Origin of the sequence: Streptomyces sp. SCSIO ZS0520 (genome assembly GCF_025643355.1) — a bacterium.
Taxonomy (GTDB): Bacteria; Actinomycetota; Actinomycetes; order Streptomycetales; family Streptomycetaceae; genus Streptomyces; species Streptomyces physcomitrii.
The window spans coordinates 6333006-6356527 of record NZ_CP092644.1 but is presented as its reverse complement, the minus strand read 5'-3'; the positions used below and the strand labels follow the sequence as shown (position 1 = coordinate 6356527).

Genomic DNA, 23522 nt, shown 5'->3' with positions numbered 1-23522 from the left:
GTGTCAGGATCTTCTGCGTCGATGCTTCTGGAATGGGCCGGTTCGTCGGGAACGACCCGGTTACTTGATCAGGTAGATCGTGGCGAAGAGGCCGATCCAGACCACATCGACGAAGTGCCAGTAGTAGGACACGACAATGGCCGCGGTCGCCTGATCGTGGGTGAACCTCCTGGCCGCGTACGTCCGGCCCAGGACCAGCAGGAAGGCGATGAGTCCGCCCGTCACGTGCAGTCCGTGGAAGCCGGTGGTCAGGTAGAACACCGAGCCGTAGGCGTCGGAGGACAGCGAGATGCCGTCCTTCTTGACCAGCTCGGTGTACTCGAAGATCTGCCCGCCGATGAAGATCGCGCCCATCACGAAGGTGACGACGAACCACATCCGCAGCTTCTTCACATCACCGCGCTCGGCGGCGAAGACGCCGAGCTGGCAGGTGAGCGAGGAGAGCACCAGGATGGTGGTGTTCGTCGCGGAGAACGGCACATTCAGTGCATGCGCCATCTCCTTCCAGTGATCCGGCCCGGTGACCGATCGGGAGGTGAAGTACATCGCGAAGAGGGCCGCGAAGAACATCAGCTCGGAACTCAGCCAGATGATGGTTCCGACGCTGGTGAGGTTCGGCCGGTTGACCGACGGGTGCGCGTGCCCGGTATCTACTGTCGTTGCTGTCGCCACGCCGACATTATGTCGGTCGCTTATCCCGCCCTCACCCCCGGGGGTGCCGTTCGGAGTGTTGGGGCCCCCCGCCGGGCCCCGACCGGTGCTCACGCGGTGCCCGCGACCGCTGTTGACGGGGTGTCGGAAGGGGTAGCATCCGCGCCAGCGGCTCTGACCGTCGCCGGCTCGACGGAGAGCAGGGCGAAGCCGAAATGCGTGGAGGAACACATGCAGCAGACCGCCACGGTGCTGGTCTACAGCGACAACTCGACCACCCGCGAGCAGATCCGCCTGGCGACCGGCCGCAGGCCCGCGGCGGACGTCCCGCAGGTCGAGTTCGTCGAGTGCGCCACCCTCCCCGCCGTCCTGGCCGAGCTGGAGCGCGGCGGCATCGACGTCTGCGTCCTGGACGGCGAGGCGGTGCCCGCCGGAGGCATGGGCGTCTGCCGCCAGATCAAGGACGAGGTGTACGACTGCCCGCCGGTGCTGCTGACCATCGGCCGCCCGCAGGACGCCTGGCTCGCCACCTGGAGCCGGGCCGAGGCCGCGGTGACGCTGCCGGTGGAGCCGGTGGAGTTCGCCGCCGCCCTCGCGGGCCTGCTGCGCGCCCGGCTCTCCGTGGGCACCTGAGCCCCCTCCCCACGACGAGGGCCCGCACCGGTGTGCGGGCCCTCAGGCGTGTCCGGGGGCGCCCGGAGCGAAGGGCCCCGGGCGCCCCCGTGCGGGCCGCTCAGACCTGCGGGCGCAGCCGGGAGGCGGCGACCCGCTCCGGTCCGGCCTGCTCCCCGCTGTCAGCCTTCAGCGCCGTTCCCTGCCGCCACTTGGCCCAGCTGAGGTTCCAGTCGCCGTAGCCGTTGTCGAAGGGCGCCATCATCTCGCCGCCGCTGTTGACCACCTTGACGAGGTCGCCCTCGCGCACGGTGTTGAAGAACCACTCGGCGTTCTCGGTGCTCATGCCGGTGCAGCCGTGGCTGACGTTGGCCGCGCCCTGCGAGCCGACCGACCAGGGGGCGGCGTGCACGTACTCGCCGCTGAGGGTGACCCGGGTCGCCCAGTGCACCGGCAGGTCGTAGGAGTCGGCGCTGCCCGCGGCTATGCCCACGGTGCTGCTGCGCATACGTACGAAGGCTTCCTTGGCGAGCACGACCTTGATCCCGTTGCGGGTGTCGAAGCCGGGCTTGCCGGTGGTGACCGGCAGCTCCTTGACCACCCGGCCGTTGCGGAGGACCTTCATGGTGTGCGTCGCGGCGTCCGTGATCGCCTCCACCCGGTCCCCGGTGGTGAGTTTGAGGCCCTTGGCGGCGCCGCCCCAGACGCCGTCCTGGATCTTCACCCCGGCGAGGGTGGAGTGCACATTGACGGTGGCATGGGCGGGCCAGTAGTTCTGCGGCCGGTAGTGCAGGGTCTTGCTGTCGACCCAGTACCAGGAGCCGCTGACCGCGGGGCTGGAGTCCACCCGCAGCCCGCGTTCGACCTTGGCGCGGGCCTCGCGGCTCTTGACGGGGCGGCTGAGTTCGGCGGTGACCGGCTGCCCGACGCCGTACTGGCCGGACTTGGGGCCGAAGGCGACCTTCAGGCGCCCCCGGCTCTTGTCGGCCTTCGCGGCGCGGAAGCTGAGCACCTTCTGGCCGGGCTTGCCGTCGCCGTTCTCGGTGCGGACGTGGACCGTGTACCGGTCGCCGGGGCTGAGTGCCGCGGAGCTGTGCCAGCGGTGGCCGTCCTCGGACAGCTCCCCCGCGACCTGGCGGCCCGCGGCGTCGGTGGCGGTCACATCGGTGATCCGGCCGCCGTCCTTGGCGCTGATCTCCAGCGGCTTGTCGGGGTCCGCCTTCTCGCCGGTGGGACCGCCGAAGGAGATCTGGTCCCCGGCGTCGTAGGGGTTGCCCGAGAGCGCGGAGTCGTCGGTACCGCCGCAGGCGGTGAGGCCGGCGCCGAGGGCGGCCACCAGCAGGGTGCTGCTCAATACCGTGGGTATGTGCGCTGTGTGCCTCATGGCGGTCACGCTAGGCAGGACCGGGCCGCTCGGCGCGGCCGGTGATCCGTCCGGGTGGTCCTGCTGCGGCAGACGAAGGAGCCCGGACCTCCTCGCGGAGTGTCCGGGCCCGTTCGCGTACCTCGGTGCTACTGCGTCTGGTTCTCGCCGCGGTAGTACTCGAACACCCAGCCCCAGATGCCGACCAGGATGATCGGGGCGGAGAAGTACATGATCCACCAGCCGACGGCCACGCCCATGAAGGCGAGGGCGCCGCCGATGCCGAGCGCCAGCGGCTGCCAGCTGTGCGGGCTGAAGAAGCCCACCTCGCCGGCCTCGTCCGCGACATCGGCCTCGTCGTTGTCCTGCGCCATCGCGTCCACCCGGCGGGCGGTGAAGGCCAGGTAGTACCCGACCATCACGCACAGGCCGAAGGCGAGGAAGAGCGCCGTGGTGCCGGCCGGCTCCTTCGACCACACGCCGTAGACCACGGCCATGATCAGGACGAAGAGGCTGAGCCAGAGGAACATCTTGCCCTGGATCTTCACTTGCCGGCCTCCTTGCCACCGGTGACCGCACCGGCGGCCACTCCGGCGTTCTCCAGCTGGTCCTGCGCGGCGACCTCCGGGTGGTGCAGGTCGAAGGCCGGGGATTCACTGCGGATCCGGGGCAGGGTGAGGAAGTTGTGCCGCGGGGGCGGGCACGAGGTGGCCCACTCCAGGGAGCGGCCGTAGCCCCAGGGGTCGTCGACCTCGATCTTCTTGCCGTACTTGGCGGTCTTCCAGACGTTGTAGAGGAACGGCAGGATCGACAGGCCGAGGACGAAGGAGCTGATCGTCGAGATCGTGTTGAGGGCGGTGAAGCCGTCGGCCGCGAGGTAGTCCGCGTACCGGCGGGGCATGCCCTCCGCGCCGAGCCAGTGCTGCACCAGGAAGGTGCCGTGGAAGCCCACGAACAGCGTCCAGAAGGTGATCTTGCCGAGGCGCTCGTCGAGCATCTTGCCGGTCCACTTGGGCCACCAGAAGTGGAAGCCGGAGAACATGGCGAAGACGACGGTTCCGAAGACCACGTAGTGGAAGTGCGCCACCACGAAGTACGAGTCGGAGACGTGGAAGTCCATCGGGGGCGAGGCCAGGATGACGCCGGTCAGACCACCGAAGGTGAAGGTGATCAGGAAGCCGACGGCCCAGAGCATCGGTGTCTCGAAGGACAGCGAGCCCTTCCACATGGTGCCGATCCAGTTGAAGAACTTCACACCGGTCGGTACCGCGATCAGGAAGGTCATGAAGGAGAAGAACGGCAGCAGCACACCGCCGGTGACGTACATGTGGTGCGCCCACACCGTCACGGACAGGCCCGCGATGGCGATGGTCGCGCCGATCAGGCCGCCGTAGCCGAACATCGGCTTGCGGCTGAAGACCGGGATGACCTCGGAGATGATCCCGAAGAACGGCAAGGCGATGATGTACACCTCTGGATGGCCGAAGAACCAGAAGAGGTGTTGCCAGAGCAAGGCCCCGCCGTTGGCCGCGTCGAAGACATGCGCCCCGAACTTGCGGTCCGCCTCCAGGGCGAAGAGCGCGGCGGCGAGCACCGGGAAGGCGAGCAGTACGAGCACACCGGTCAGCAGCACGTTCCACACGAAGATCGGCATGCGGAACATGGTCATGCCCGGGGCGCGCATGCAGATGATCGTGGTGATGAAGTTGACCGAGCCGAGGATGGTGCCGAAGCCGGAGAGGGCCAGGCCCATGATCCACATGTCGGCGCCCACACCCGGCGAGCGGACCGCGTCGGAGAGCGGCGAGTACGCGAACCAGCCGAAGTCGGCCGCGCCCTGCGGGGTGAGGAAGCCGCCCACCGCGATGAGCGAGCCGAAGAGGTAGAGCCAGTAGGCGAACATGTTCAGCCGCGGGAACGCCACGTCGGGCGCGCCGATCTGCAGCGGCATGATCCAGTTCGCGAACCCGGCGAACAGCGGCGTCGCGAACATCAGCAGCATGATCGTGCCGTGCATCGTGAACGCCTGGTTGAACTGCTCGTTCGACATGATCTGCGTACCCGGGCGGGCGAGTTCGGCGCGCATGAAGAGCGCCATGACGCCGCCGATGCAGAAGAAGGCGAACGAGGTGACCAGGTAGAGCGTACCGATGGTCTTGTGGTCCGTCGTGGTCAGCCACTTGATCACGACGTTGCCGGGCTGTTTGCGCCGGACGGGCAGCTCGTTCTCGTACGAGTCCTCGGCTGCGTCGGCACCCTGGGGTTCGTTGAGGATGCTCACAGGTTGTTCGTCTCCCGGTTCTTCTCATGGCCCGTCTGCTCGATGCCGGCCGGGACGAACCCGCGCTTGCCCGACTCCTGCAGCTCCTTGAGGTGCTGCTGGTAGCGCTCGGGAGAGACGACCTTCACGTTGAAGAGCATGCGGGAGTGGTCGACGCCGCAGAGTTCGGCGCACTTGCCGAGGAAGGTGCCCTCCTTGTTGGGGGTCACCTCGAAGGAGTTGGTGTGGCCCGGGATGACGTCCTGCTTCATCAGGAAGGGCACCACCCAGAAGGAGTGGATGACGTCCCGCGAGGTGAGGACGAAGCGGACCTTCTCGCCCTTGGGGAGCCACAGCGTCGGACCCGGGTTGTTCGTCTGCGGGTTCCGGTCGCCGGGGACGCCGATGTCGTAGACGCCCTCCGCCCCGGCCGGGAAGTCCTCGGCGAAGCGGTCCGGCACGGCGGCGAGTTCGCCTGCCTTGCGGGCGTCGCCGGTGGCCTTGTTGCCGTCCACGTCCTCCACGTAGTTGAAGCCCCAGCTCCACTGGAAGCCGACCACGTTGACCGTGTGGGCGGGCTTGTCGTCCAGTTCGAGGAGCTTGGACTCGTCACGCGCGGTGAAGTAGAAGAGCACCGAGACGATGATGATGGGGACCACGGTGTACATCGCCTCGAGCGGCACGTTGTACCGGGTCTGCGGTGGCACCTCGACCTTGGTGCGGCTGCGCCGGTGGAAGACGACGCTCCACAGGATCAGGCCCCACACCAGGACACCGGTGGCGAGCGCGGCCGCCCAGGAGCCCTGCCACAGGGACAGGATCCGCGGCGCCTCTTCGGTGACCGGGGTGGGCATACCGAGGCGAGGGAAGTCCTCCCAGTTGTACGAGCAACCGGAGGCTGTGGCCAGGATCAGCCCCGCAGTCAGGCCCTGCAGCAGCTTCCGCCGCATCGGGCGCCGCGACATGGGGGTACCGCCCACGCCCTTCAGGCGATGGGGGAGGTCGGAGCCGTTGGGACTCACGTAGCGCCTTCCCGAGAGTCTCGCCCGCGCGTGCTGCGGCCTTCGCTCTGGTCGGTCGCCGTCCCGCCGCGGGCAGGGGTTTGGATGTTTATGCGGACCAAACCCTACTGGACGCAATTTGGGGTCGCGCGGGGAGGGTGCCCAACGCGCCGCCGCACTCCCCGAAGGGGTGGAATGCCCCACTCCAGCCCCCATCTGACGGGCCCTCGGGGCCTCGCGCCCGCCCCGGGAGCCCTCGCGCGCGCCCGCGGCGGACCGCCCGCGACCCCCCGGAGTTAGCGTGTGGACGTGTCCTACTTCGACGCCGCCTCCTCGGCCCCGCTGCACCCCGTCGCCCGCCAGGCCCTGCACGCCTCCCTGGACGAGGGCTGGGCGGACCCGGCCCGCCTGTACCGGGAGGGCCGCCGGGCCCGGCTGCTGCTCGACGCGGCGCGCGAGGCGGCGGCCGAGGCGGTGGGCTGCCGCCCCGACGAGCTGTCCTTCACCACCTCAGGCACCCGGGCCGTGCACACCGGGATCGCGGGGGCGCTCGCCGGGCGCAGGCGTACCGGAAGCCACCTGATCGTGTCGGCGGTCGAACACTCTTCGGTGCTGCACAGCGCCGAGGCGCACGAGCGCGCGGGCCACCCGGTGACCGAGGTCCCGGTCGGGCGCGGCGGCGCGGTCGACCCCGGGGAGTACGCCCGCGCCCTGCGCCCGGACACCGCGCTCGCCTGCCTGCAGTCGGCCAACCACGAGGTGGGCACCGTCCAGCCGGTCGCCGAGGTGGCCGGGGTCTGCCGGCGGGCCGGGGTGCCGCTCCTGGTGGACGCGGCCCAGTCGCTGCCCTGGGGCCCGCTGGTGCCCGAGGTGCCCGACTGGTCGCTCTTCACGGCCAGTTCGCACAAGTGGGGCGGGCCCGCCGGGGTCGGCCTGCTCGCGGTCCGCAAGGGGGTGCGCTTCGCGCCGGTGGGCCCGGTGGACGAGCGGGAGTCGGGCCGCGCCGCGGGCTTCGAGAACATCCCGGCGATCGTGGCGGCGGCGGCCTCGCTGCGGGCCGTGCACGCCGAGGCGGCGGCCGAGGCGACCCGGCTGCGGGAGCTGACCGCGCTGATCCGGGCACGGGTGCCGGAGCTGGTCCCGGATGTGGAGGTGACCGGCGACCCCGAGCTGCGGCTGCCGCACCTGGTCACCTTCTCCTGCCTCTACGCGGACGGCGAGAGCCTGCTGCACGCCCTGGACCGGGCGGGCTTCTCGGTCTCCTCCGGCTCCTCCTGTACGAGTTCGACGCTCACCCCGAGCCATGTGCTCACGGCCATGGGCGTACTGAGCGAAGGCAATGTCCGCGTCTCGCTCCCGGCGGGCACCGCGCGCGAGGAGGTGGAGTCCTTCCTCGGCGTGCTGCCCGGGGCGGTGGCCGAGGTCCGCCGGAAGCTGGACGCCCCCGTCGGCGGGGCCCCCGCGGCGGCGCCCCCCGCCGAGGGCCTGGTGGTCGACTCCCTCGGCAAGCGCTGCCCGCTGCCGGTGATCGAGCTGGCCAAGGCGATCGGCGGGGTCCCGGTGGGCGGCACGGTCACGGTGCTCGCCGACGACGAGGCGGCCCGTCTGGACATCCCCGCCTGGTGCGCGATGCGCGGCCAGGAGTACGTGGGCGAGGAGCCGGCCGGGCGCGGCAGCGCGTACACGGTGCGCCGGATCTCCTGAGGCGCGGTGCCCGTACGCGCCTCCGGCCGCCGTCCCGTCACGTACGGGGCGGCGGCCGGAGGTGTGGGCGGCGGGACTCAGGCCAGATGGGCCTGGACCTCCGCGGCGGCCTCGTGGCCGTAGGCCTTGGTGAAGCGGTCCATGAAGTGGGCGCGGCGCAGCTGGTACTCCTGGGTGCCCAGGGTCTCGATGACCAGGGTGGCCAGCATGCAGCCGATCTGGGCGGCGCGCTCCAGGCCGACGCCCCAGGAGAGGCCGGAGAGGAACCCGGCGCGGAAGGCGTCGCCGACACCGGTGGGGTCGACCTTCGCCTCCTCCTCGGGGACGCCGACCTCCAGGGAGGGCTCGCCGACCCGGTCGATGCGCACGCCCGCCGCGCCGAGGGTGGTGACCCGGTGCCCGACGCGGCCGAGGATCTCCGCCTCGGTCCAGCCGGTCTTGTTCTCGATGAGGCCCTTCTCGTACTCGTTGGAGAAGAGGTAGGCGGCGCCGTCGAGGAGGGTGCGGATCTCCTCGCCGTTCATCCGGGCGATCTGCTGGGAGAAGTCGGCCGCGAAGGGGATGGCGCGGGTGCGGCACTCCTCGGTGTGCCGGAGCATCGCCTCCGGGTCGTCGGCGCCGATCAGGACGAGGTCGAGGCCGCCCACCCGGTCGGCGACGGCCTTCAGCTCGATGAGGCGGGCCTCGCTCATCGCCCCCGTGTAGAAGGAGCCGATCTGGTTGTGGTCGGTGTCCGTGGTGCAGACGAAGCGGGCGGTGTGCAGCACCTCGGAGATCCGTACGGAGGCGGTGTCCACCCCGTGCCGGTCCAGCCACGCGCGGTACTCGTCGAAGTCGGAGCCGGCCGCGCCCACCAGGATCGGGGCGGTGCCGAGCTGGCCCATGCCGAAGGCGATGTTGGCGCCGACGCCGCCCCGGCGCACCTCCAGGTTGTCGACGAGGAAGGAGAGGGAGACCGTGTGCAGCTGATCGGCGACGAGCTGGTCGCTGAATCGGCCGGGGAAGGTCATCAGGTGGTCGGTGGCGATGGAGCCGGTGACTGCAATACGCACGGCTGGAACGCTCCTGGGCGAAGAGGAAGGGTCCCCTTACGCTACCGGTTCCGCCCCGCACCGGCCGACCCGCCGAAACTACCCGATAGTAGGGCTTTCTTCGCCTGTGATCCCGCGCTTACCGTTCGGATATGACGAACCCCGATTCCCGTGAATCCGCCCCGCAGGACCTGGAGTGCGGCTTCGACGTCCTGCGCGGCGACTGCGCCAGCATGGCATCCCGCTGGTCCTCCCCCACCACGGCGTACGCCGAGAACCGCCCCGAGCGGAAGCCGGGCCCCGGGGCGAAGGCGGGCATCCGCGCCATCGTGGTGCCCGAGCGCTCCGCGCACCTGGTCGACGGCATGTCCCAGTACGGCGACTGAGGGACCGGGGCGCGGACATCCGGAGTTTTCTTCGTCCCGTCCGGAAACGGAGGGAACCGCTCGCGGACCTCTCACGTCACACTGCTGTCCGCCACGGAGGAACGTGGTGGTGAACGCAGGCGATAGGAGCGATGCGGTGAACACCGAGGAGAACCGGAACGAAGCGACGAGCGCGCCGAAGCGACGCACGGGGCTGGTTGCCGCTTCGGTGGCAGCGGCCGTCCTCCTGGCCGGCGGCGGCGGGATCTACCTCGCCTCCGCCGCCTCCGACGACGACAGCAAGAGCTCGGCCGGCAAGGAGAGCAGCGACAAGCTGCCGCCGCTGGCCCTGAGCGGCCAGGCGAAGGCGCCGGGCGGCGAGGACCGTGACGGCGGCCCCGGCATCGCGCCGGGCGAGCCGAACCCGAACGGCACCGTCTACCGCGCTTCCGGCGAGCTGCCCGAGGGCCCCGACTCCGCACCCGTCTACCGCACCGAGGGCAAGGTCAGCGCCGAGGACGTGACGCGGCTCGGGAAGGCCCTTGGCCTGGAGGGCACCCCGCATCTGGCGGGCAGCACCTGGCGTATCGGCGGCAGCGACGGCAGCAGCCCGCGGCTGCAGGTCGCGGTCGAGGCACCCGGCAGCTGGACCTTCCACAAGTACGCGCCTCCCGGTGGCGACAACTGCCCCAAGGGCAAGATGTGCGCGAGCAACACCGAGCCCGAGGGCGATGTGGTGCCCAACGAGGAGCTGGCGAAGAAGAAGGCCGCGCCCGTCCTGAAGGCGATCGGGGTGGACGACGCCAAGCTGGAGGCCAGCCAGCTGGTCGGCAACTCCCGTGTGGTGAAGGCGAATCCGGAGATCGGCGGACTGCCCACCGAGGGCTGGACCACCTCCGTGAACATCGCCTTCGACGGCACGGTGACCGCGGGCAACGGCTTCCTGAAGTCCCCCGAGAAGGGCGACTCGTACCCGGTCCTGAGCGCGAAGCGGACCCTGGACGAGCTGAACCGGACCGGCGGCACGCTGCGCTCGGCCCCCGGCTGCGCGGACCCGGTCCCGCTGGGCAAGGACACGAAGGACGCCAAGCCCGCGCCCTCCGGGAGCAAGGACTGCGACAAGCCCGCGAAGCCGGAGCCCGCGACGGTGAAGAGTGCCGTCTTCGGCCTCTCCGCCCAGCAGGAGAAGGGCCGCCAGATCCTCGTACCGTCCTGGCTCTACCAGGTGCGTCCGGCCGGGGCGACCAGTGAGCAGCGGGTGGTGCACCCGGCGGTCGACCCGCGGTTCCTGACGCAGCCGAAGAACGAGGGTCCGGCCCGGCCCGGCCACGACTCCTCGGGTCCGGTCGCGCCGCTGAAGGAGGCCAAGGTGGACAAGTTCTCCACCGACGGCAAGAAGCTGACCCTGCACTTCTACGGCAGCGTCTGCAAGACGTACTCCGCCACGGCGAAGGAGACCGGCGGCAAGGTGACCGTGAAGGTGACCGAGCCTGCCGCCAAGCCCGGCAAGGTGTGCGTGCAGATGGCCAAGAAGACCGACGTGAGCGTGCAGCTCGACAAGCCGCTCGGCGACCGTGAGGTGGTCACGCAGCACGGTTCCCTGGTGAAGGAGAAGTAGGACCTCGGGACGCGCGCGCTCTGTGGGGGAGCGCCAGGGTCCCGGAATCTCCGGCCGCCCTTGTGGGGAGGGCATCCGGAGACACAGAAGGCGGCGGCTCCCGCGAGGGGGCCGCCGCCTTCTGTCATGCCCGGTCGGGGCGGGCCGCTCGGGCCCGCCCCCGGGGCGTCAGCTGAAGGAGTCGCCGCAGGCGCAGGAGCCGGTGGCGTTGGGGTTGTCGATGGTGAAGCCCTGCTTCTCGATGGTGTCGACGAAGTCGACCGAGGCGCCGCCGAGGTAGGGGGCGCTCATCCGGTCGGTGACGACCTTGACGCCGCCGAAGTCCTTCACGACATCGCCGTCCAGGGAGCGCTCGTCGAAGAAGAGCTGGTACCGCAGGCCGGAGCAGCCACCGGGCTGGACAGCGACGCGCAGCGCCAGGTCCTCGCGGCCTTCCTGGTCGAGCAGGGCCTTGACCTTGGCCGCGGCGGCGTCGGTCAGGATGATGCCGTCGGTGACGGTGGTGGTCTCGTCCGATACGGACATCTACATCTCTCCCGGGTTGGTACGGAGACTGCTTGCCGACGGTGACAACCGCCGGGGTCGCGGATTCATTCCGCGCCGAGCGTGTACGCCAGGTTCCCCTGGTCCACCCATGCTCGCACACCGGCCGGGCGGGGTCACGGGACCGCGGTCGGGGGCCCCGGGGAGCGCCCCGGCCGGCCGCGGGTCCGGCGCCCGGGAACAGCCGCCGCGGATTGCGTCACATTGACATGACCGCCATCGTCAAACTGACGTGAAGCGGGTTATGATAGATAACGTCAATTCGACGAAAAGACTCCTTCGTGCAGCCGCACGAGCCGGAAACGGCCTCGCAGGAGAGCCGCTGAGTCCGCGAGAAGATTCCCGCGAGAAGAAAGGGTGCGTGCCGTGACCACCGCCCCAACCCGCCAGGAGCTCGACGTCCAGCCGACACCCCTCGCCCTGCTGCTGCTCGGCCGCGAGGCCGACGCCAGGAGCGAGCGCGGTGTCGACTGCCCGGGCGACCTGCCCGCCCCCTCCGACCCGGATCTCGTGGCCCGCGCCCGCGCCGCCAAGGAGAAGCTCGGCGACAAGGTCTTCGTGCTCGGCCACCACTACCAGCGCGACGAGGTCATCCAGTTCGCCGACGTGACCGGCGACTCCTTCAAGCTGGCCCGGGACGCCGCGGCCAAGCCGGAGGCCGAGTACATCGTCTTCTGCGGTGTCCACTTCATGGCGGAGTCCGCGGACATCCTCACCGGCGACGAGCAGCGGGTGGTCCTGCCCGACCTCGCGGCCGGCTGCTCGATGGCCGACATGGCCACGGCCGAGCAGGTCGCCGAGTGCTGGGACGTGCTCACCGAGGCCGGGATCGCCGAACAGGTCGTCCCCGTCTCGTACATGAACTCCTCCGCCGACATCAAGGCCTTCACCGGCAAGCACGGCGGCACCATCTGCACCTCCTCCAACGCCGAACGCGCCCTGGCCTGGGCCTTCCAGCAGGGCGAGAAGGTCCTCTTCCTGCCCGACCAGCACCTCGGCCGCAACACCGCGGTACGCGACATGGGCATGTCCCTGGACGACTGCGTGGTCTACAACCCGCACAAGCCGGGCGGCGGGCTCACCACCGAGCAGCTGCGCGCCGCGAAGATGATCCTCTGGCGCGGCCACTGCTCGGTGCACGGCCGCTTCTCGCTGGACTCGGTCGAGGACGTCCGCGCCCGCATACCCGGCGTCAACGTCCTGGTGCACCCCGAGTGCAAACACGAGGTCGTGTCCGCCGCCGACCACGTGGGCTCGACCGAGTACATCATCAAGACCCTGGAAGCCGCCCCCGCCGGTTCGAAGTGGGCGATCGGCACCGAACTCAACTTGGTCCGCCGCCTGGCGAACCGTTTCGCACCCGAGGGCAAGGAGGTCGTCTTCCTCGACAAGACGGTCTGCTTCTGCTCCACCATGAACCGCATCGACCTCCCCCACCTGGTGTGGACCCTGGAATCCCTCGCCGAGGGCACCCTCGTCAACCGCATCCAGGTCGACAAGGAGACAGAGAGCTTCGCCAAGCTGGCCCTGGAACGGATGCTGGCACTGCCGTAGCACTCGAAGCACGGGCAGGCGGAGGGGCGTCCGGGTGGATGGGCGCCCCTTCGGCGTACGTACGGATGCTTCACCCGGGGCCGGCGGCCACGGCCGGACAGGGCAGTTCGGGGGCTGCCCGGTTCGGAGAGCAGGTGACCACGGCCACCGAGTGGAAGACCGCGCCCCGCAGATAGTGGCCGAGCGATACGTCGCCGCCCCACCGCAAACGCTCGACGGCGGCCTGCACCAGAAGCACCAGCCGGATCGCCTCCCGGTCCTGGCCGGAGGCGAACCGAGGGGCGAACTCGGTCAGTCGGCGGCCCAGCCACTCCCCCGCCTCTGCGGGGTCCTCCCATGTCCCCCGGATCACCGAGGGCGGCTTCATGAGCCAGTGCGCCGTCTGGATCGGAGGGACCTCGGAGGCCGGGAAGACGGCCACGGCCTCCCGGTACCGCTCATGGATGTCCCTCTCACTGGTCGCCGAAGGCGCTTGGCCAGGAGGCCTTCGGATGCTCTCCCGGTCGAACTCCCTCTTCTCCCCGAGCCATGCGTAACCGTGATGGTGCTGCTGCACGTGCCGCTCCGTTTCGGAAAGCGCGACGGCCCCGCCCGACGCGTAGGGCGGGGCCGTCAGTTGAGGTGGAGCGGTGCGTCAGGCCGAGAGACCGAAGCGGGCCGGGTCGATACCGGCAGCGGCCAGCTCCGCCGTGGTGAAGCGCAGCGACAGCGCATCAGGGCGCTTGCTGTCACCCACGGCCCAGGCGTCCGGACCGATCCTCGCGAGGGTCACACACGATTCACCGTCGGGATGCGTGTTGCCGCCGCAGGCCTTCGAGAACTCGATTCCCTCGACGGGGAGTTCATACAGGTCGACCATTGCCCTGCCCTTCCTTGTCACGGAGGCTTGTGCGGCAATCATCGACAGGAGAGGAACCCGACTCTAGCCGGTTTCCTGTTCACGCAAATAGTCGTCCCGAATGGATTCGACCAGGGCACGCATGGCGTCGCCGGAAACAGCGGATTCCCGGAAGCGCTCGAACTTCGATACGTAGAGGGCGACATCCCTGGGGTCGGTCACCACGATCTCGGCATGAACCGTTTCGACGGCAACCAGGCGATTGTCTTTGACGGAGAACGAGTGGCCAGGGAAATCTGTCTGCGTCGCGGAGAGTGAGACCACGCGGATATCCACCGCCGGAAGGCGCGAAAGAGATATCACGCGGTCCAACTGTCCCGCCATGACCAGCGGTGGGACCACGCGCCACCGGAGCACCGGTTCCGTGATGACGAACCGGAAGCTCTTTTCTTCGGAATACAGGACACTCTGACGGGCCAGCCTTGCCCCGATAGTGCGCTCCAACTGGGCCTCCGACAGATCCTTTCGGGAGAATACCGCACGCACATATTCAGGCGTTTGCAACAGTCCCGGAATCAGCGATGGCTGGAAGAGGCGCAGCAAAGTCGTCTGGGACTCCAATGCCCCTACCTGTTGCTGCTTTCGACTGTAACCAAGCCGCCGAACAAGCCGCCAAGCGGTGACCTCCGTCGCCGCTTCTCGGGCGGCAGACATGTATGCGGCTTTTGCTTCATCCGATATGCCCAGCACCGTGAGGATGCAGTCGACGTCAGTGACACTCGGCGTCACGTTACCGTTCTCGATCTTCGAGAGCTTGGACCGGGACATGGCAGCGCCACGGGCAACTGCTTTACCCTCCATACCGGAAGACTCACGCAGTTCCCGCAGCGCTGCCCCGAGACCAGCCTTGTTCACTCGCCGTACTCTGCCCACCATTCAGCGAACGGCACAGCCTGAGCCAGGGCCTTGTCCCGGTACGCGAGGAATGTCGAAACCTTCTCCTCACTCAGGAGGTCAGCACCGAGGAACTTGCCCTTGCCGTCATAGTTCATGGCGGCGATGACCTGCTCGTCGAAGAGCCAGAAGTCCGGAGCCTCAGGGATCGGGTTGGCCTGCTCCGTGGTGTCGAGGATGAAGAACTCCTCCCCTGCCTTCACGTTCCGCAGGTATCCCCAGCCCAGCTCGAACCGCAGATAGTCATTGAGTGGGCGGCTCAGGATGTGCACGCGATACATACGCTTGCCCGAACGAACCGCGTCTCCGACGGTCGTCACCCAGTCCGCAGTTTTGAAGTCTTCCGGTTGCGGCTTCCCTTCGAGGAACGCCTCAAAGGCACCCTGGCCACCCGACTTGCTGTAGTCGTCCAATGTTTCGAGCCGGAAAGCTTCCCGCTCGAATCCATTGAAGCAATCGTCCAGTGTTTTAGGCGATGTGGTCACGCGCGGCCTTTCGGATGAGCTCTACGGAAATCTCTACCAGAGTTTCGTGCGACGGGATCTCCAGCCCATGGGCAGAAATCCGGCTGCCCTGAACGGCCAGCGTGCCTCGATCTGTGGCGTAGATGGTCGGGCATGAGCCGTCTTGGCATTCGCCTACCAGTCTGGTCAGCTTCACAGCGCCGCCCCTCTCGTGAGTGTCGTGATCAATACTTCCGGATGGGGACCGAGAGTGACAAGAGCATCTCGTTTCCGTTACTGGAAACCGCCCCGCCGTCCGGAAAACACCCCGGCCCGCCCCCGCACTCAGCAGGGACGGGCCGGAGCTCATCCACATGATCAGACGGAGGCTCAGACCTGAGCCGACGCGGCCTCCTTCGGGTCCTCCGGTTCCTTGGGGGCCTCCGCGGTCTCCGCCCCGGCTGCACCCCCCGCCTTCCTCGCCCGCTTTGCCGCGCGCTTCTTCGCCCGGCGTTCCTTGCGGAGTTCGACCATGGTGTAGAGCGTCGGGACGAGGAGGAGGGTCAGGAGGGTGGAGCTGAGGAGGCCGCCGATGACGACGACGGCGAGGGGCTGGGCGATGAAGCCGCCCTCGCCGGTGATGCCGAGGGCCATCGGGAGCAGCGCGAAGATGGTCGCGAGTGCCGTCATGAGGATGGGGCGCAGGCGGTGGCGGCCGCCCTCGACGACGGCGTCGACGGTGCTGTAACCCCTCGCCCGGTACTGGTTGATGAGGTCGATCAGCACGATCGCGTTGGTGACCACGATGCCGATGAGCATCAGCATGCCGATCATCGCCGGGACGCCCATCGGGGTACCGGTGGCGATCAGCAGCCCGATCGCGCCGGTGGACGCGAAGGGGATGGAGACCAGCAGGATCAGCGGCTGCACCAGCGAGCGGAAGGTCGCGACCAGGAGCATGAAGACGATCGCGATGGCCGCGAGCATGGCCAGGCCCAGCTGTCCGAAGGCCTCGTCCTGGTCCTCGGAGACGCCGCCGATGGAGGCGGTGGCGCCCTCGGGGAGCTTCAGTTCGTTGATCTTCGTGTTGAGGTCCTGGCTGACCGCGCCGGTGTTGTCGCCGGTCGGGCGGGCGGTGATGGTGGCCGCGCGCTGGCCGTCGATGCGGGTCATGGAGACCGGGCCGTCGACCAGCTTCACCTCGGCGATGTCGCCGAGCCGGACGCTGCCGAGCGGGAGCTTCTTCAGCTCGGCCATGGTCCGGGCGGGCTTGGCCGAGCGGACCACCACATCGCGTTCGGTCTCGTCCAGGACCGCCTTGCCGTGCGGGACCCCGCGTACCGACTGGGCGACCGCCTGGCCGAGGGCGGCCTCGTGGTAACCGGCGGCCGCGGCCTTGCTGTTGGGCTTGACCGAGATGCGCGGGACGGACTGCGCGAGGTCGCTGGAGACGTCGGTGACGTCGTCGAGGCCGGCGACCGCCTTGCGCACCTGCTCCGCGGACCGGGCGAGCACCCGGGCGTCGGCGGCCTTGACCACGACGCTCAGGTCCTGGGCGCCGAAGCCGTCGCCCGGGGTGAGGGTGGTGGTGCCGATGCCCTTGAGCCTCTTCAGCCCGGCCTCGATGTCGTCCTGGACGTCGTCGTAGTGGGCGTCGTCGGCGAGGGTGACCTGGTAGGAGGCCTGGTTGGTGTCCGTACCGCCGCCGAAGGCCGCGAGGAAGCCGGAGGAGCCGACCGTGACCTGGTAGTCCTCGACGCCGTCGGTCTCCTCGAGGAGCTTCTCCACCTTCCGCGCCTGGGCGTCGGTGGCGGCGAGGCTGGTGCCGGGGTCGAGCTTCTGCTTGACGGTGAGGACCCCCTGCTCGCCCTGGTCGAAGAAGTTGGTCTTGAGCAGTCCGGACATGCCGAAGGTGCCGACCAGGACGAGGACCGCGAGGAGCACGCTGGTCAGGCGGCGCCGGGTGGCGAAGCGCAGCACCGGTACGTAGAGGCGCTGGAGCCTGCTGCGGGCCTCCTTCTCCTCGGCGAGGCGGCGGGCCTCCTCGGCGCTGACGCCCTGGACCGCCTTCGGAGGCCGCAGGAACCAGTACGAGAGGACCGGGACCACCGTCAGCGAGACCAGGAGGGAGGCGAGCAGGGCCGCGGTGACCGTCAGCGAGAAGGAGCCGAAGAGGGCGCCGACCATGCCGCCGACCAGACCGATCGGCAGGAAGACGGCGACGGTGGTGAGGGTGGAGGAGGTGACCGCGCCCGCGACCTCCTTGACCGCGCCGATGATGGCGTCCTCGCGCTTCTCGCCGTAGCCGAGGTGGCGCTTGATGTTCTCCAGGACCACGATCGAGTCGTCGACGACGCGGCCGATGGCGATGGTGAGCGCGCCGAGGGTGAGCATGTTCAGGGAGAGGTCGCGGGTCCACAGGACGAGCAGGGCGAGCACCACGGAGAGCGGGATGGAGACCGCGGTGACCAGGGTGGAGCGGACCGAGGCCAGGAAGACCAGGATCACCAGGACCGCGAAGACCAGGCCGAGCGCGCCCTCGGTGGTCAGTCCCTCGATGGACTCGGCGACGGCCGGGCCCTGGTCGCTGACCACGGTCAGCTCGGCGCCGGCCCCGAGGTCCTGGCGCAGCGCGTCGAGCTTGTCCTGGACGGCGTCCGAGATGGCGACGGCGCTGCCGTCCCGGTCCATGGTGAGCGAGAGGGCGAGGCTGGGCTCGCCGTTGGTGCGGGTCAGCGAATCGGCCCTGGCGGGCTCCTCCTCGACACTCGCGACGTCCCCGAGGCGTACGGGCTTCTTGACGCCCTCGCCGGTGATCATCAGGTCCTGGATCTGCCGCACCGAGGTGTAGCCGCCGCCGACCTGGACGGTGCGGTTGGCGCCGCCCTCGTCGAAGGAGCCGGCGGGCACGGTGGCGCCGCCCGCCTCCAGGGCGGGGCCGATCTGGGCGGCGCCGAGGCCCTTGGCGGCGAGCTTCTTCTCGTCGGGGGTGACGGTGACCTGGAGGTCGCGTACGCCGTCGACGGTGACCTGGGCGACGCCGTCGATGTCCTTCAACTCGGGGACGACGAGGCGTTCGAGCTGGTCGGCGAGGGTCTGCTGGTCCTTGTCCGAGCTGGCGGCGAGGACCACGGTCGGGATGTCGTCGGTGGAGCCGGCGACCACCTCCGGGTCGACCTCGGAGGGCAGCGTCGCGCGGGAGCGGTTGACGGCCTGCTGGACGTCGGCGACGAGCTGCTTCGCGTCGGTGCCGTAGTCGAACTGGGCCATGATCAGGGCGTTGCCCTCGCTGGCCGTCGAGGTGACGCCGGTGATGCCGTCGACCGAGTCGAGGTTGTCCTCGATCGGTTCGACCACCTGCTTTTCGACCACGTCCGGAGAGGCGCCCTCGTAGGGGGCGAGGACCGAGACCATCGGCAGTTCGATGGAGGGCAGCAGCTGCTGCTTGAGTTGCGGGATCGCGATGGCCCCGAAGACGATCGCGATGATCGACATCAGGCCTATGAGGGCGCGTTGGGCGAGGCTGAACCGGGACAGCCAGGACATGGGACGGGTCTCTCTTCTGTGGCGTGCGCGGCAGGAGAGGGCACAGCTGCGTGCCCGTCTATACCTTGCTGCACGGATACGTCCGCATCCCTAGGCTCAGGGGCCCATCTCCGGGCGGCCGGATACTGCGGCCGGAGTAGGCGGGGGTGGAGGTCAGTCCACCCTCGGACGTACCAGCCCGGACTCGTAGGCGATGACGACGAGTCCGGCGCGGTCCCGGGCGCCGAGCTTGGCCATCGCGCGGTTGACGTGCGTCTTCACGGTGAGCGGGCTGACCTGGAGCCGCTCGGCGATCTCGTCGTTGGAGTGGCCGCCCGCGACCTGGACGAGGACCTCGCGCTCGCGGCCGGTCAGGGCGGCGAGGCGTTCGGCGTGCACCCGCTCGCCGCCCGGTGAACTCTCGCTCTGCGCCAGGAACTTGGCGATCAGGCCCTTGGTGGCCGCCGGGGAGAGCAGCGCGTCCCCGGCCGCCGCGACGCGGATCGCGCTCAGCAGCTCCTCCGGTTCGGAGCCCTTGCCGAGGAAGCCCGCGGCGCCGGCCCGCAGCGACTGCACCACGTACTCGTCGACCTCGAAGGTCGTCAGCATCACCACCCGTACTCCGGAGAGCGCCGGGTCGGCGCTGATGGCGCGGGTGGCGGCGAGGCCGTCGGTGCCGGGCATCCGGATGTCCATCAGGACGACGTCGGCCGCGGCGGAGCGGGCGAGGGAGACCGCCTGGGCGCCGTCCGAGGCCTCGCCGACGACCTCCATGTCCGCCTCGGAGTCGACGAGCACCTTGAACGCGCTGCGCAGCAGCGCCTGGTCGTCGGCGAGGACCACCCTGATCGTCACGCGCCGCCTCCCGCGGGTGCCGGTGCCGGTTGCGCCCCGGCCGTGACCGGCAGGATCGCATGGACCCGGAAGCCGCCGCCGTAGCGGGGCCCGGCGGTGCAGCTGCCGCCGAGGGCGGAGACCCGCTCGCGCATGCCGAGCAGCCCGTGCCCGCCGCCCTCGCCGGAGTCGGTCCGCTCCCCGCGGTCCTGGGCCTCGCCGGGCCCGGTGCCGTTGTCCAGGACGGTGACCTCCAGATGGGCGCCGACCTGTATCACGCTGACCTCGGCGGCGGCCCCGGGTCCGGCGTGCTTCTGCACATTGGTCAGGGCCTCCTGGATGATCCGGTACGCGGCCAGGTCCGCCGCGGCGGGCAGCCGGGCGGCCCCGGGCTCCTCGCCGCCGAGGGGCCCGGCCCCGCCGGCCTCGGGCGAGCGGAGCACGGCCACCGGCAGCCCGGCGTGCCGGAAGGTGTCGGCGAGTTCGTCGAGCCGGTCCAGGCCCGGCGCCGGTTCGGTGGGCGCCTCCGGGTCGCCGGACTGGCGCAACAGGCCGACGGTGGCGCGGAGTTCGTTCAGCGCCGAGCGGCTCGCCTCCCGTACGTGGGCCAGCGCCTCCTTGGCCTGGTCCGGGCGGCGGTCCATCACATGGGCGGCCACCCCCGCCTGCACATTGACCAGGGCGATGTGGTGGGCGACCACGTCGTGCAGATCGCGGGCGATGCGCAGCCGCTCCTCGGCGACCCGGCGGCGAGCCTCCTCCTCGCGGGTGCGCTCGGCGCGTTCGGCGCGCTCGCGCATCGCGTCCACGAAGGCGCGGCGGCTGCGCACCGCGTCCCCGGCGGCGGCCGCCATGCCGGTCCAGCCGAAGATGCCGATGTTCTCCTGCGCGTACCAGGGCAGCGGACCGGAGAGCATCGCGGCGGCGGTGAGCACGGTCATGGTGAACAGGCCCACCCGCCAGGTGGTCGGCCGGTCGGTGCTGGCGGCGACCGTGTAGAGGGCGACCACCGCGCACATCGCGACGGGGGCGCGCGGGTCGCCGGTGACCAGTTCGACGGTGGCGACGAGGCCGGTGGCGCCGAGCACCACCATCGGGGCGCGCCGCCGGAAGACCAGGGCGAGACCGCCGATGGAGGTGAGGACCAGGCTGGAGACGTGCGGGACCCGGGTGAACCACTCGGGACCGTGCGGTCCGTGCGGGTCGGTGAAGGAGGCCACCACCACACAGGCGAGGACGGCGGCGGCCAGAGCCGCGTCGAGGGCCAGCGGATGCGCCTGGAGCCAGTGCCGGGCTCGCTGGAAAGTGCTCACCAGCCAACGGTACGGGGCCCGGCGACCGCGCGGAACGGAACCGGGGGGTGAGCTGGGCCGCCCGGGAGCACGCGGCGGCGCGCGCCCCTACCCGGAAATCCGGTGGCCGCCGACCCGGCGCGGCGGGCATGCTCGTCCGGTGCCGGAAGAACCCAAGTACCGTATCCGCGCGGCCCGTTCGGATACGACCGTGACCGTCTACCAGGCCTATCCCCCGGCCCTCGGGCTGCCCGCGGCGCGTGAGGGGCGCTTTCCCGCCGCCTGGAAGCGGGAGAGGATGACATGGATCAAGCCCTCGTTCCTGTGGATGGCCTACCGCTGCGGCTGGGGCACCAAGGAGGGCCAGGAGACGGTGCTCGCCGTGGAGATCACCCGGGAGGGCTTCGAGTGGGCCCTGCGGCACGCCTGCCTCTCCCACTACGAGCCCGCCGTCCACGCCGACCGGGCCGACTGGAAGCGGCGGTTGCGCTCCGCACCGGCGCGCGTGCAGTGGGACCCGGAGCGCGATCTGCACCTGCGCCCGCTGCCGTACCGCTCGCTCCAGCTGGGCCTCGCCGGGGAGGCCGCGCGGCGCTACGCCGACGAGTGGATCACCGGCATCCGGGATGTCACCGCGCTCCAGCGGCGGGTCCACGCGCAGGTACGCGCGGGCGAGCCGGAGCGGGCGAGGGCGCTGCTGCCCGAGGAGCCGCCGTACCCGGTGGGGGACGGCCTGCTCGCGGGGCTGGTCGCGGATGGCTGAGCGGGCGAGCGGACCCGACCGGCTCGCGACCGGGTCACGCGCCGGAGTGCGCGCCCCTCACCGCGGGGCCGCTCAGCCGGGCAGCAGCCCGTCGTCGCTGAGCATCGCCCGGACCTCCTCCAGGGTGGCCTCCGGCGAGGGCAGGATCAGCTCCGAGGGTTCCAGGGAGTCGTCGGGCAGGGGCTCGCCGAGCGCCCGTACCTCGTCCAGGAGCGCCTGGAGGGTGCGCCGGAAGCCCGGGCCGTCGCCCTGCTGCATCTCCGCGGCGAGTTCCTCGTCCAGCGTGTTGAGTTCGGCGAGGTGGCTGTCGGCCAGCCTCACCTGCCCCTCCCCCATGATCCGTACGATCATGTCGCCCTCCTCGGAGCCGAGCGGTGCCTACTGCTTGTCGAAGCGCGGGGTGTCCTGCGGCTGCTGCTGGGGCTGCTCGCTCCGCTCGCCGCCCTCGATGGCCTGCTGCGGGGCGGGGCCGCCCGCGAGCTCGGCCTTCATCCGCTGCAGCTCCAGCTCCACATCCGTACCACCGGAGAGCCGGTCCAGCTCGGCCTGGATGTCGTCCTTGGCCATCCCGGACTGGTCGTCGAGGGCTCCGGAGGCGAGCAGTTCGTCGATGGCGCCGGCGCGGGCCTGGAGCTGCGCGGTCTTGTCCTCGGCGCGCTCGATGGCCATGCCGACGTCGCCCATCTCCTCGGAGATGCCGGAGAAGGCCTCGCCGATCCGGGTCTGGGCCTGGGCCGCGGTGTAGGTGGCCTTGATGGTCTCCTTCTTCGTACGGAAGGCGTCCACCTTGGCCTGGAGGCGCTGGGCCGCGAGGGTGAGCTTCTCCTCCTCGCCCTGGAGGGTCTCGTGCTGCGTCTCCAGGTCGGTCACCTGCTGCTGGAGCGCGGCCCGGCGGGACAGCGCCTCGCGGGCCAGGTCCTCGCGGCCGAGGGCGAGCGCCTTGCGGCCCTGGTCCTCCAGCTTCCCGGACTGCTTCTGCAACTGGCTGAGCTGGAGTTCGAGCCGCTTGCGCGAGGTGGCGACGTCGGCGACGCCGCGGCGCACCTTCTGCAGCAGTTCGAGCTGCTTGTTGTACGAGTAGTCGAGGGTCTCGCGCGGGTCCTCGGCCCGGTCAAGGGCCTTGTTCGCCTTCGCGCGGAAGATCATCCCCATACGCTTCATGACACCGCTCATGGGCTTCGCGCGCCCCCTTCTGACGGACTCCGGCCTACAGCACCCAACAGAACCCACAGTACGGGTCCTGCTTCCATTACCGCACTGTCCAGGGACGGATGGACTCCTCCCCAAGGACGACTGCCCGGCCCGGCGCTCCGGCCCAGGGAGTAGGCGGGCCCCTGCACGGACCGCCCAGGGCGCCCCGGCCCGCGCCCCGCACGCACACGGCTCGCGCCGCTCGCACGCCGTCACCGGCCGGGCACCGGGAGAAGCCTTGCGGTTTGTCCGGCTCGTACGGGCATGCCGTTCTCGTGCACAGGTATCGCTGCCGGATTGTTCCCCACCGGGCGCCGGTCCATGCTCCGGCTACCCGTACCCTTGGGTTTTGTGTTCCGTAGCCGTTCCAAGGAAGAGAAGGCCCCCGCCGCCAAGGCGCCCGTGGCCGACTCCACTCAGCCCCGCGATCCGCAGGCCCCCAAGGGCAGGCCCACGCCCAAGCGCGCCGTGGCCCAGTCCCAGCGCCGCAGCGTGACCACTCCGACGACGCGCAAGGAGGCAGCGAAGCGTCAGCGCGAGGAGCGCCGTACGCAGATGGAGAAGCAGCGCCAGGCGCTCGCCACCGGCGACGAGCGGTACCTGCCCACCCGGGACAAAGGCCCGGTGCGCCGGTTCGCCCGCGACTTCGTCGACTCCCGCTTCTGCGTCGCCGAGTTCTTCCTGCCGATGGCGGTGGTCATCCTCGTCCTGAGCATGATCCGCGTCCCGCAGCTGCAGAACTCGGCGCTGCTGCTGTGGCTCGCCGTCATCGTGCTGATCGTCATCGACTCGGTCGTCCTGGTGTTCCGGCTGCGCAAGCAGCTCGCGGAGCGCTTCCCGGACAAGCCGCGCCGCGGCGCCGTGCCCTACGCCCTGATGCGTACCCTCCAGATGCGCCGGCTGCGGATGCCCAAGCCGCAGGTCAAGCGCGGAGAGCGGCCCTGAGCCAGGAGCCGGATCCGCCGGGCCCCGGTCCGAGA

24 protein-coding genes are annotated in these 23522 nt (G+C 70.2%); 7 read left to right on the top strand and 17 right to left on the bottom strand.

The window, feature by feature from the left end:
• Positions 1-60: 60 nt before the first annotated feature.
• Positions 61-672: a heme-copper oxidase subunit III gene (locus tag MID12_RS25645; protein ID WP_040254291.1), complete on the bottom strand. Its 612-nt coding sequence runs from the start codon at positions 670-672 to the stop codon at positions 61-63.
• 210 nt (positions 673-882) lie between these two features.
• Between MID12_RS25645 and MID12_RS25640 the strand changes: the two genes are divergently transcribed.
• Complete coding sequence (locus MID12_RS25640; RefSeq protein ID WP_040254289.1) at positions 883-1284, top strand: hypothetical protein; 402 nt, start codon at positions 883-885, stop codon at positions 1282-1284.
• Between the two features lie 100 nt (positions 1285-1384).
• Here MID12_RS25640 and MID12_RS25635 read toward each other — a convergent pair whose 3' ends face one another.
• The 4 genes from MID12_RS25635 to coxB form a co-directional block, all read right to left on the bottom strand.
• Positions 1385-2647, bottom strand: a complete 1263-nt coding sequence (locus tag MID12_RS25635; protein ID WP_263170977.1) for an Ig-like domain-containing protein — start codon at positions 2645-2647, stop codon at positions 1385-1387.
• A 128-nt stretch (positions 2648-2775) separates the two neighbouring features.
• Positions 2776-3174 (bottom strand): cytochrome c oxidase subunit 4, encoded by a 399-nt coding sequence (locus MID12_RS25630; RefSeq protein ID WP_040254285.1) that lies wholly within the window; start codon positions 3172-3174, stop codon positions 2776-2778.
• On the bottom strand, positions 3171-4907 hold the full coding sequence (gene ctaD / locus MID12_RS25625; protein ID WP_040254282.1) for a cytochrome c oxidase subunit I: 1737 nt from the start codon (positions 4905-4907) through the stop codon (positions 3171-3173). The genes MID12_RS25630 and ctaD overlap by 4 nt, the downstream gene beginning before the upstream one ends.
• Positions 4904-5908 carry a cytochrome c oxidase subunit II gene (gene coxB, locus MID12_RS25620; protein WP_040254280.1) on the bottom strand — a complete coding sequence of 335 codons (1005 nt, stop codon included), beginning with the start codon at positions 5906-5908 and terminating at the stop codon, positions 4904-4906. The genes ctaD and coxB overlap by 4 nt, the downstream gene beginning before the upstream one ends.
• Positions 5909-6196: 288 nt before the next feature.
• On the opposite strand from coxB, the gene MID12_RS25615 reads away from it, so the two are divergent.
• Positions 6197-7591: a cysteine desulfurase/sulfurtransferase TusA family protein gene (locus tag MID12_RS25615; RefSeq protein WP_040258331.1), complete on the top strand. Its 1395-nt coding sequence runs from the start codon at positions 6197-6199 to the stop codon at positions 7589-7591.
• A gap of 77 nt (positions 7592-7668) precedes the next feature.
• Here the strand turns inward: MID12_RS25615 and MID12_RS25610 are convergent, their stop codons facing one another.
• Positions 7669-8643 carry a carbohydrate kinase family protein gene (locus tag MID12_RS25610; RefSeq protein ID WP_040254278.1) on the bottom strand — a complete coding sequence of 325 codons (975 nt, stop codon included), beginning with the start codon at positions 8641-8643 and terminating at the stop codon, positions 7669-7671.
• Between the two features lie 131 nt (positions 8644-8774).
• Between MID12_RS25610 and MID12_RS25605 the strand changes: the two genes are divergently transcribed.
• Together MID12_RS25605 and MID12_RS25600 are read left to right on the top strand one after the other, a co-directional pair.
• A complete protein-coding gene (locus MID12_RS25605) occupies positions 8775-9008 on the top strand; it encodes a hypothetical protein (protein ID WP_040254276.1) in 234 nt (77 codons plus the stop codon).
• Between the two features lie 208 nt (positions 9009-9216).
• The gene (locus MID12_RS25600; RefSeq protein ID WP_263170974.1) at positions 9217-10605 is read left to right on the top strand and encodes a hypothetical protein; all 1389 of its coding nucleotides are present in this window, start codon (positions 9217-9219) and stop codon (positions 10603-10605) included.
• A gap of 168 nt (positions 10606-10773) precedes the next feature.
• Here MID12_RS25600 and erpA read toward each other — a convergent pair whose 3' ends face one another.
• Entirely contained in the window at positions 10774-11130 is a 357-nt protein-coding gene (gene erpA, locus MID12_RS25595) for an iron-sulfur cluster insertion protein ErpA (RefSeq protein WP_263170972.1), read from the bottom strand.
• A gap of 384 nt (positions 11131-11514) precedes the next feature.
• On the opposite strand from erpA, the gene nadA reads away from it, so the two are divergent.
• A complete protein-coding gene (gene nadA / locus MID12_RS25590) occupies positions 11515-12702 on the top strand; it encodes a quinolinate synthase NadA (RefSeq protein ID WP_040254271.1) in 1188 nt (395 codons plus the stop codon).
• Positions 12703-12772: 70 nt separating this feature from the next.
• On the opposite strand, the gene MID12_RS25585 is transcribed toward nadA, so the two are convergent.
• From MID12_RS25585 to MID12_RS25550, 8 genes are all read right to left on the bottom strand, one after another.
• On the bottom strand, positions 12773-13258 hold the full coding sequence (locus MID12_RS25585; RefSeq protein ID WP_263170969.1) for a hypothetical protein: 486 nt from the start codon (positions 13256-13258) through the stop codon (positions 12773-12775).
• 78 nt (positions 13259-13336) lie between these two features.
• Complete coding sequence (locus tag MID12_RS25580) at positions 13337-13561, bottom strand: DUF397 domain-containing protein (protein ID WP_263170968.1); 225 nt, start codon at positions 13559-13561, stop codon at positions 13337-13339.
• A 63-nt stretch (positions 13562-13624) separates the two neighbouring features.
• Positions 13625-14455 carry a helix-turn-helix domain-containing protein gene (locus MID12_RS25575; protein ID WP_263170967.1) on the bottom strand — a complete coding sequence of 277 codons (831 nt, stop codon included), beginning with the start codon at positions 14453-14455 and terminating at the stop codon, positions 13625-13627.
• The gene (locus MID12_RS25570) at positions 14452-14979 is read right to left on the bottom strand and encodes a DUF6879 family protein (RefSeq protein WP_263170965.1); all 528 of its coding nucleotides are present in this window, start codon (positions 14977-14979) and stop codon (positions 14452-14454) included. The genes MID12_RS25575 and MID12_RS25570 overlap by 4 nt, the downstream gene beginning before the upstream one ends.
• Positions 14963-15154 (bottom strand): hypothetical protein, encoded by a 192-nt coding sequence (locus MID12_RS25565; RefSeq protein WP_263170962.1) that lies wholly within the window; start codon positions 15152-15154, stop codon positions 14963-14965. The genes MID12_RS25570 and MID12_RS25565 overlap by 17 nt, the downstream gene beginning before the upstream one ends.
• 173 nt (positions 15155-15327) lie before the next feature.
• Positions 15328-18483 (bottom strand): efflux RND transporter permease subunit, encoded by a 3156-nt coding sequence (locus tag MID12_RS25560; RefSeq protein ID WP_263170960.1) that lies wholly within the window; start codon positions 18481-18483, stop codon positions 15328-15330.
• A gap of 153 nt (positions 18484-18636) precedes the next feature.
• Positions 18637-19317: a response regulator gene (locus MID12_RS25555; RefSeq protein WP_040254265.1), complete on the bottom strand. Its 681-nt coding sequence runs from the start codon at positions 19315-19317 to the stop codon at positions 18637-18639.
• On the bottom strand, positions 19314-20609 hold the full coding sequence (locus MID12_RS25550) for a sensor histidine kinase (RefSeq protein WP_040254263.1): 1296 nt from the start codon (positions 20607-20609) through the stop codon (positions 19314-19316). Before MID12_RS25550 ends, MID12_RS25555 begins: the two co-directional genes overlap by 4 nt.
• 190 nt (positions 20610-20799) lie before the next feature.
• Here MID12_RS25550 and MID12_RS25545 point away from each other — a divergent pair, with 190 nt between their 5' ends.
• Positions 20800-21351, top strand: coding sequence for a DUF4291 domain-containing protein (locus tag MID12_RS25545; protein ID WP_397914766.1), 552 nt, complete (start codon positions 20800-20802; stop codon positions 21349-21351).
• 72 nt (positions 21352-21423) lie between these two features.
• On the opposite strand, the gene pspAA is transcribed toward MID12_RS25545, so the two are convergent.
• Both pspAA and MID12_RS25535 read right to left on the bottom strand, forming a co-directional pair.
• A complete protein-coding gene (gene pspAA, locus MID12_RS25540) occupies positions 21424-21702 on the bottom strand; it encodes a PspA-associated protein PspAA (protein WP_040254258.1) in 279 nt (92 codons plus the stop codon).
• 27 nt (positions 21703-21729) lie between these two features.
• Positions 21730-22524, bottom strand: coding sequence for a PspA/IM30 family protein (locus MID12_RS25535; protein ID WP_078845237.1), 795 nt, complete (start codon positions 22522-22524; stop codon positions 21730-21732).
• A gap of 339 nt (positions 22525-22863) precedes the next feature.
• Here MID12_RS25535 and MID12_RS25530 point away from each other — a divergent pair, with 339 nt between their 5' ends.
• On the top strand, positions 22864-23487 hold the full coding sequence (locus tag MID12_RS25530; RefSeq protein WP_078845236.1) for a DUF3043 domain-containing protein: 624 nt from the start codon (positions 22864-22866) through the stop codon (positions 23485-23487).
• Positions 23488-23522 lie beyond the last annotated feature (35 nt).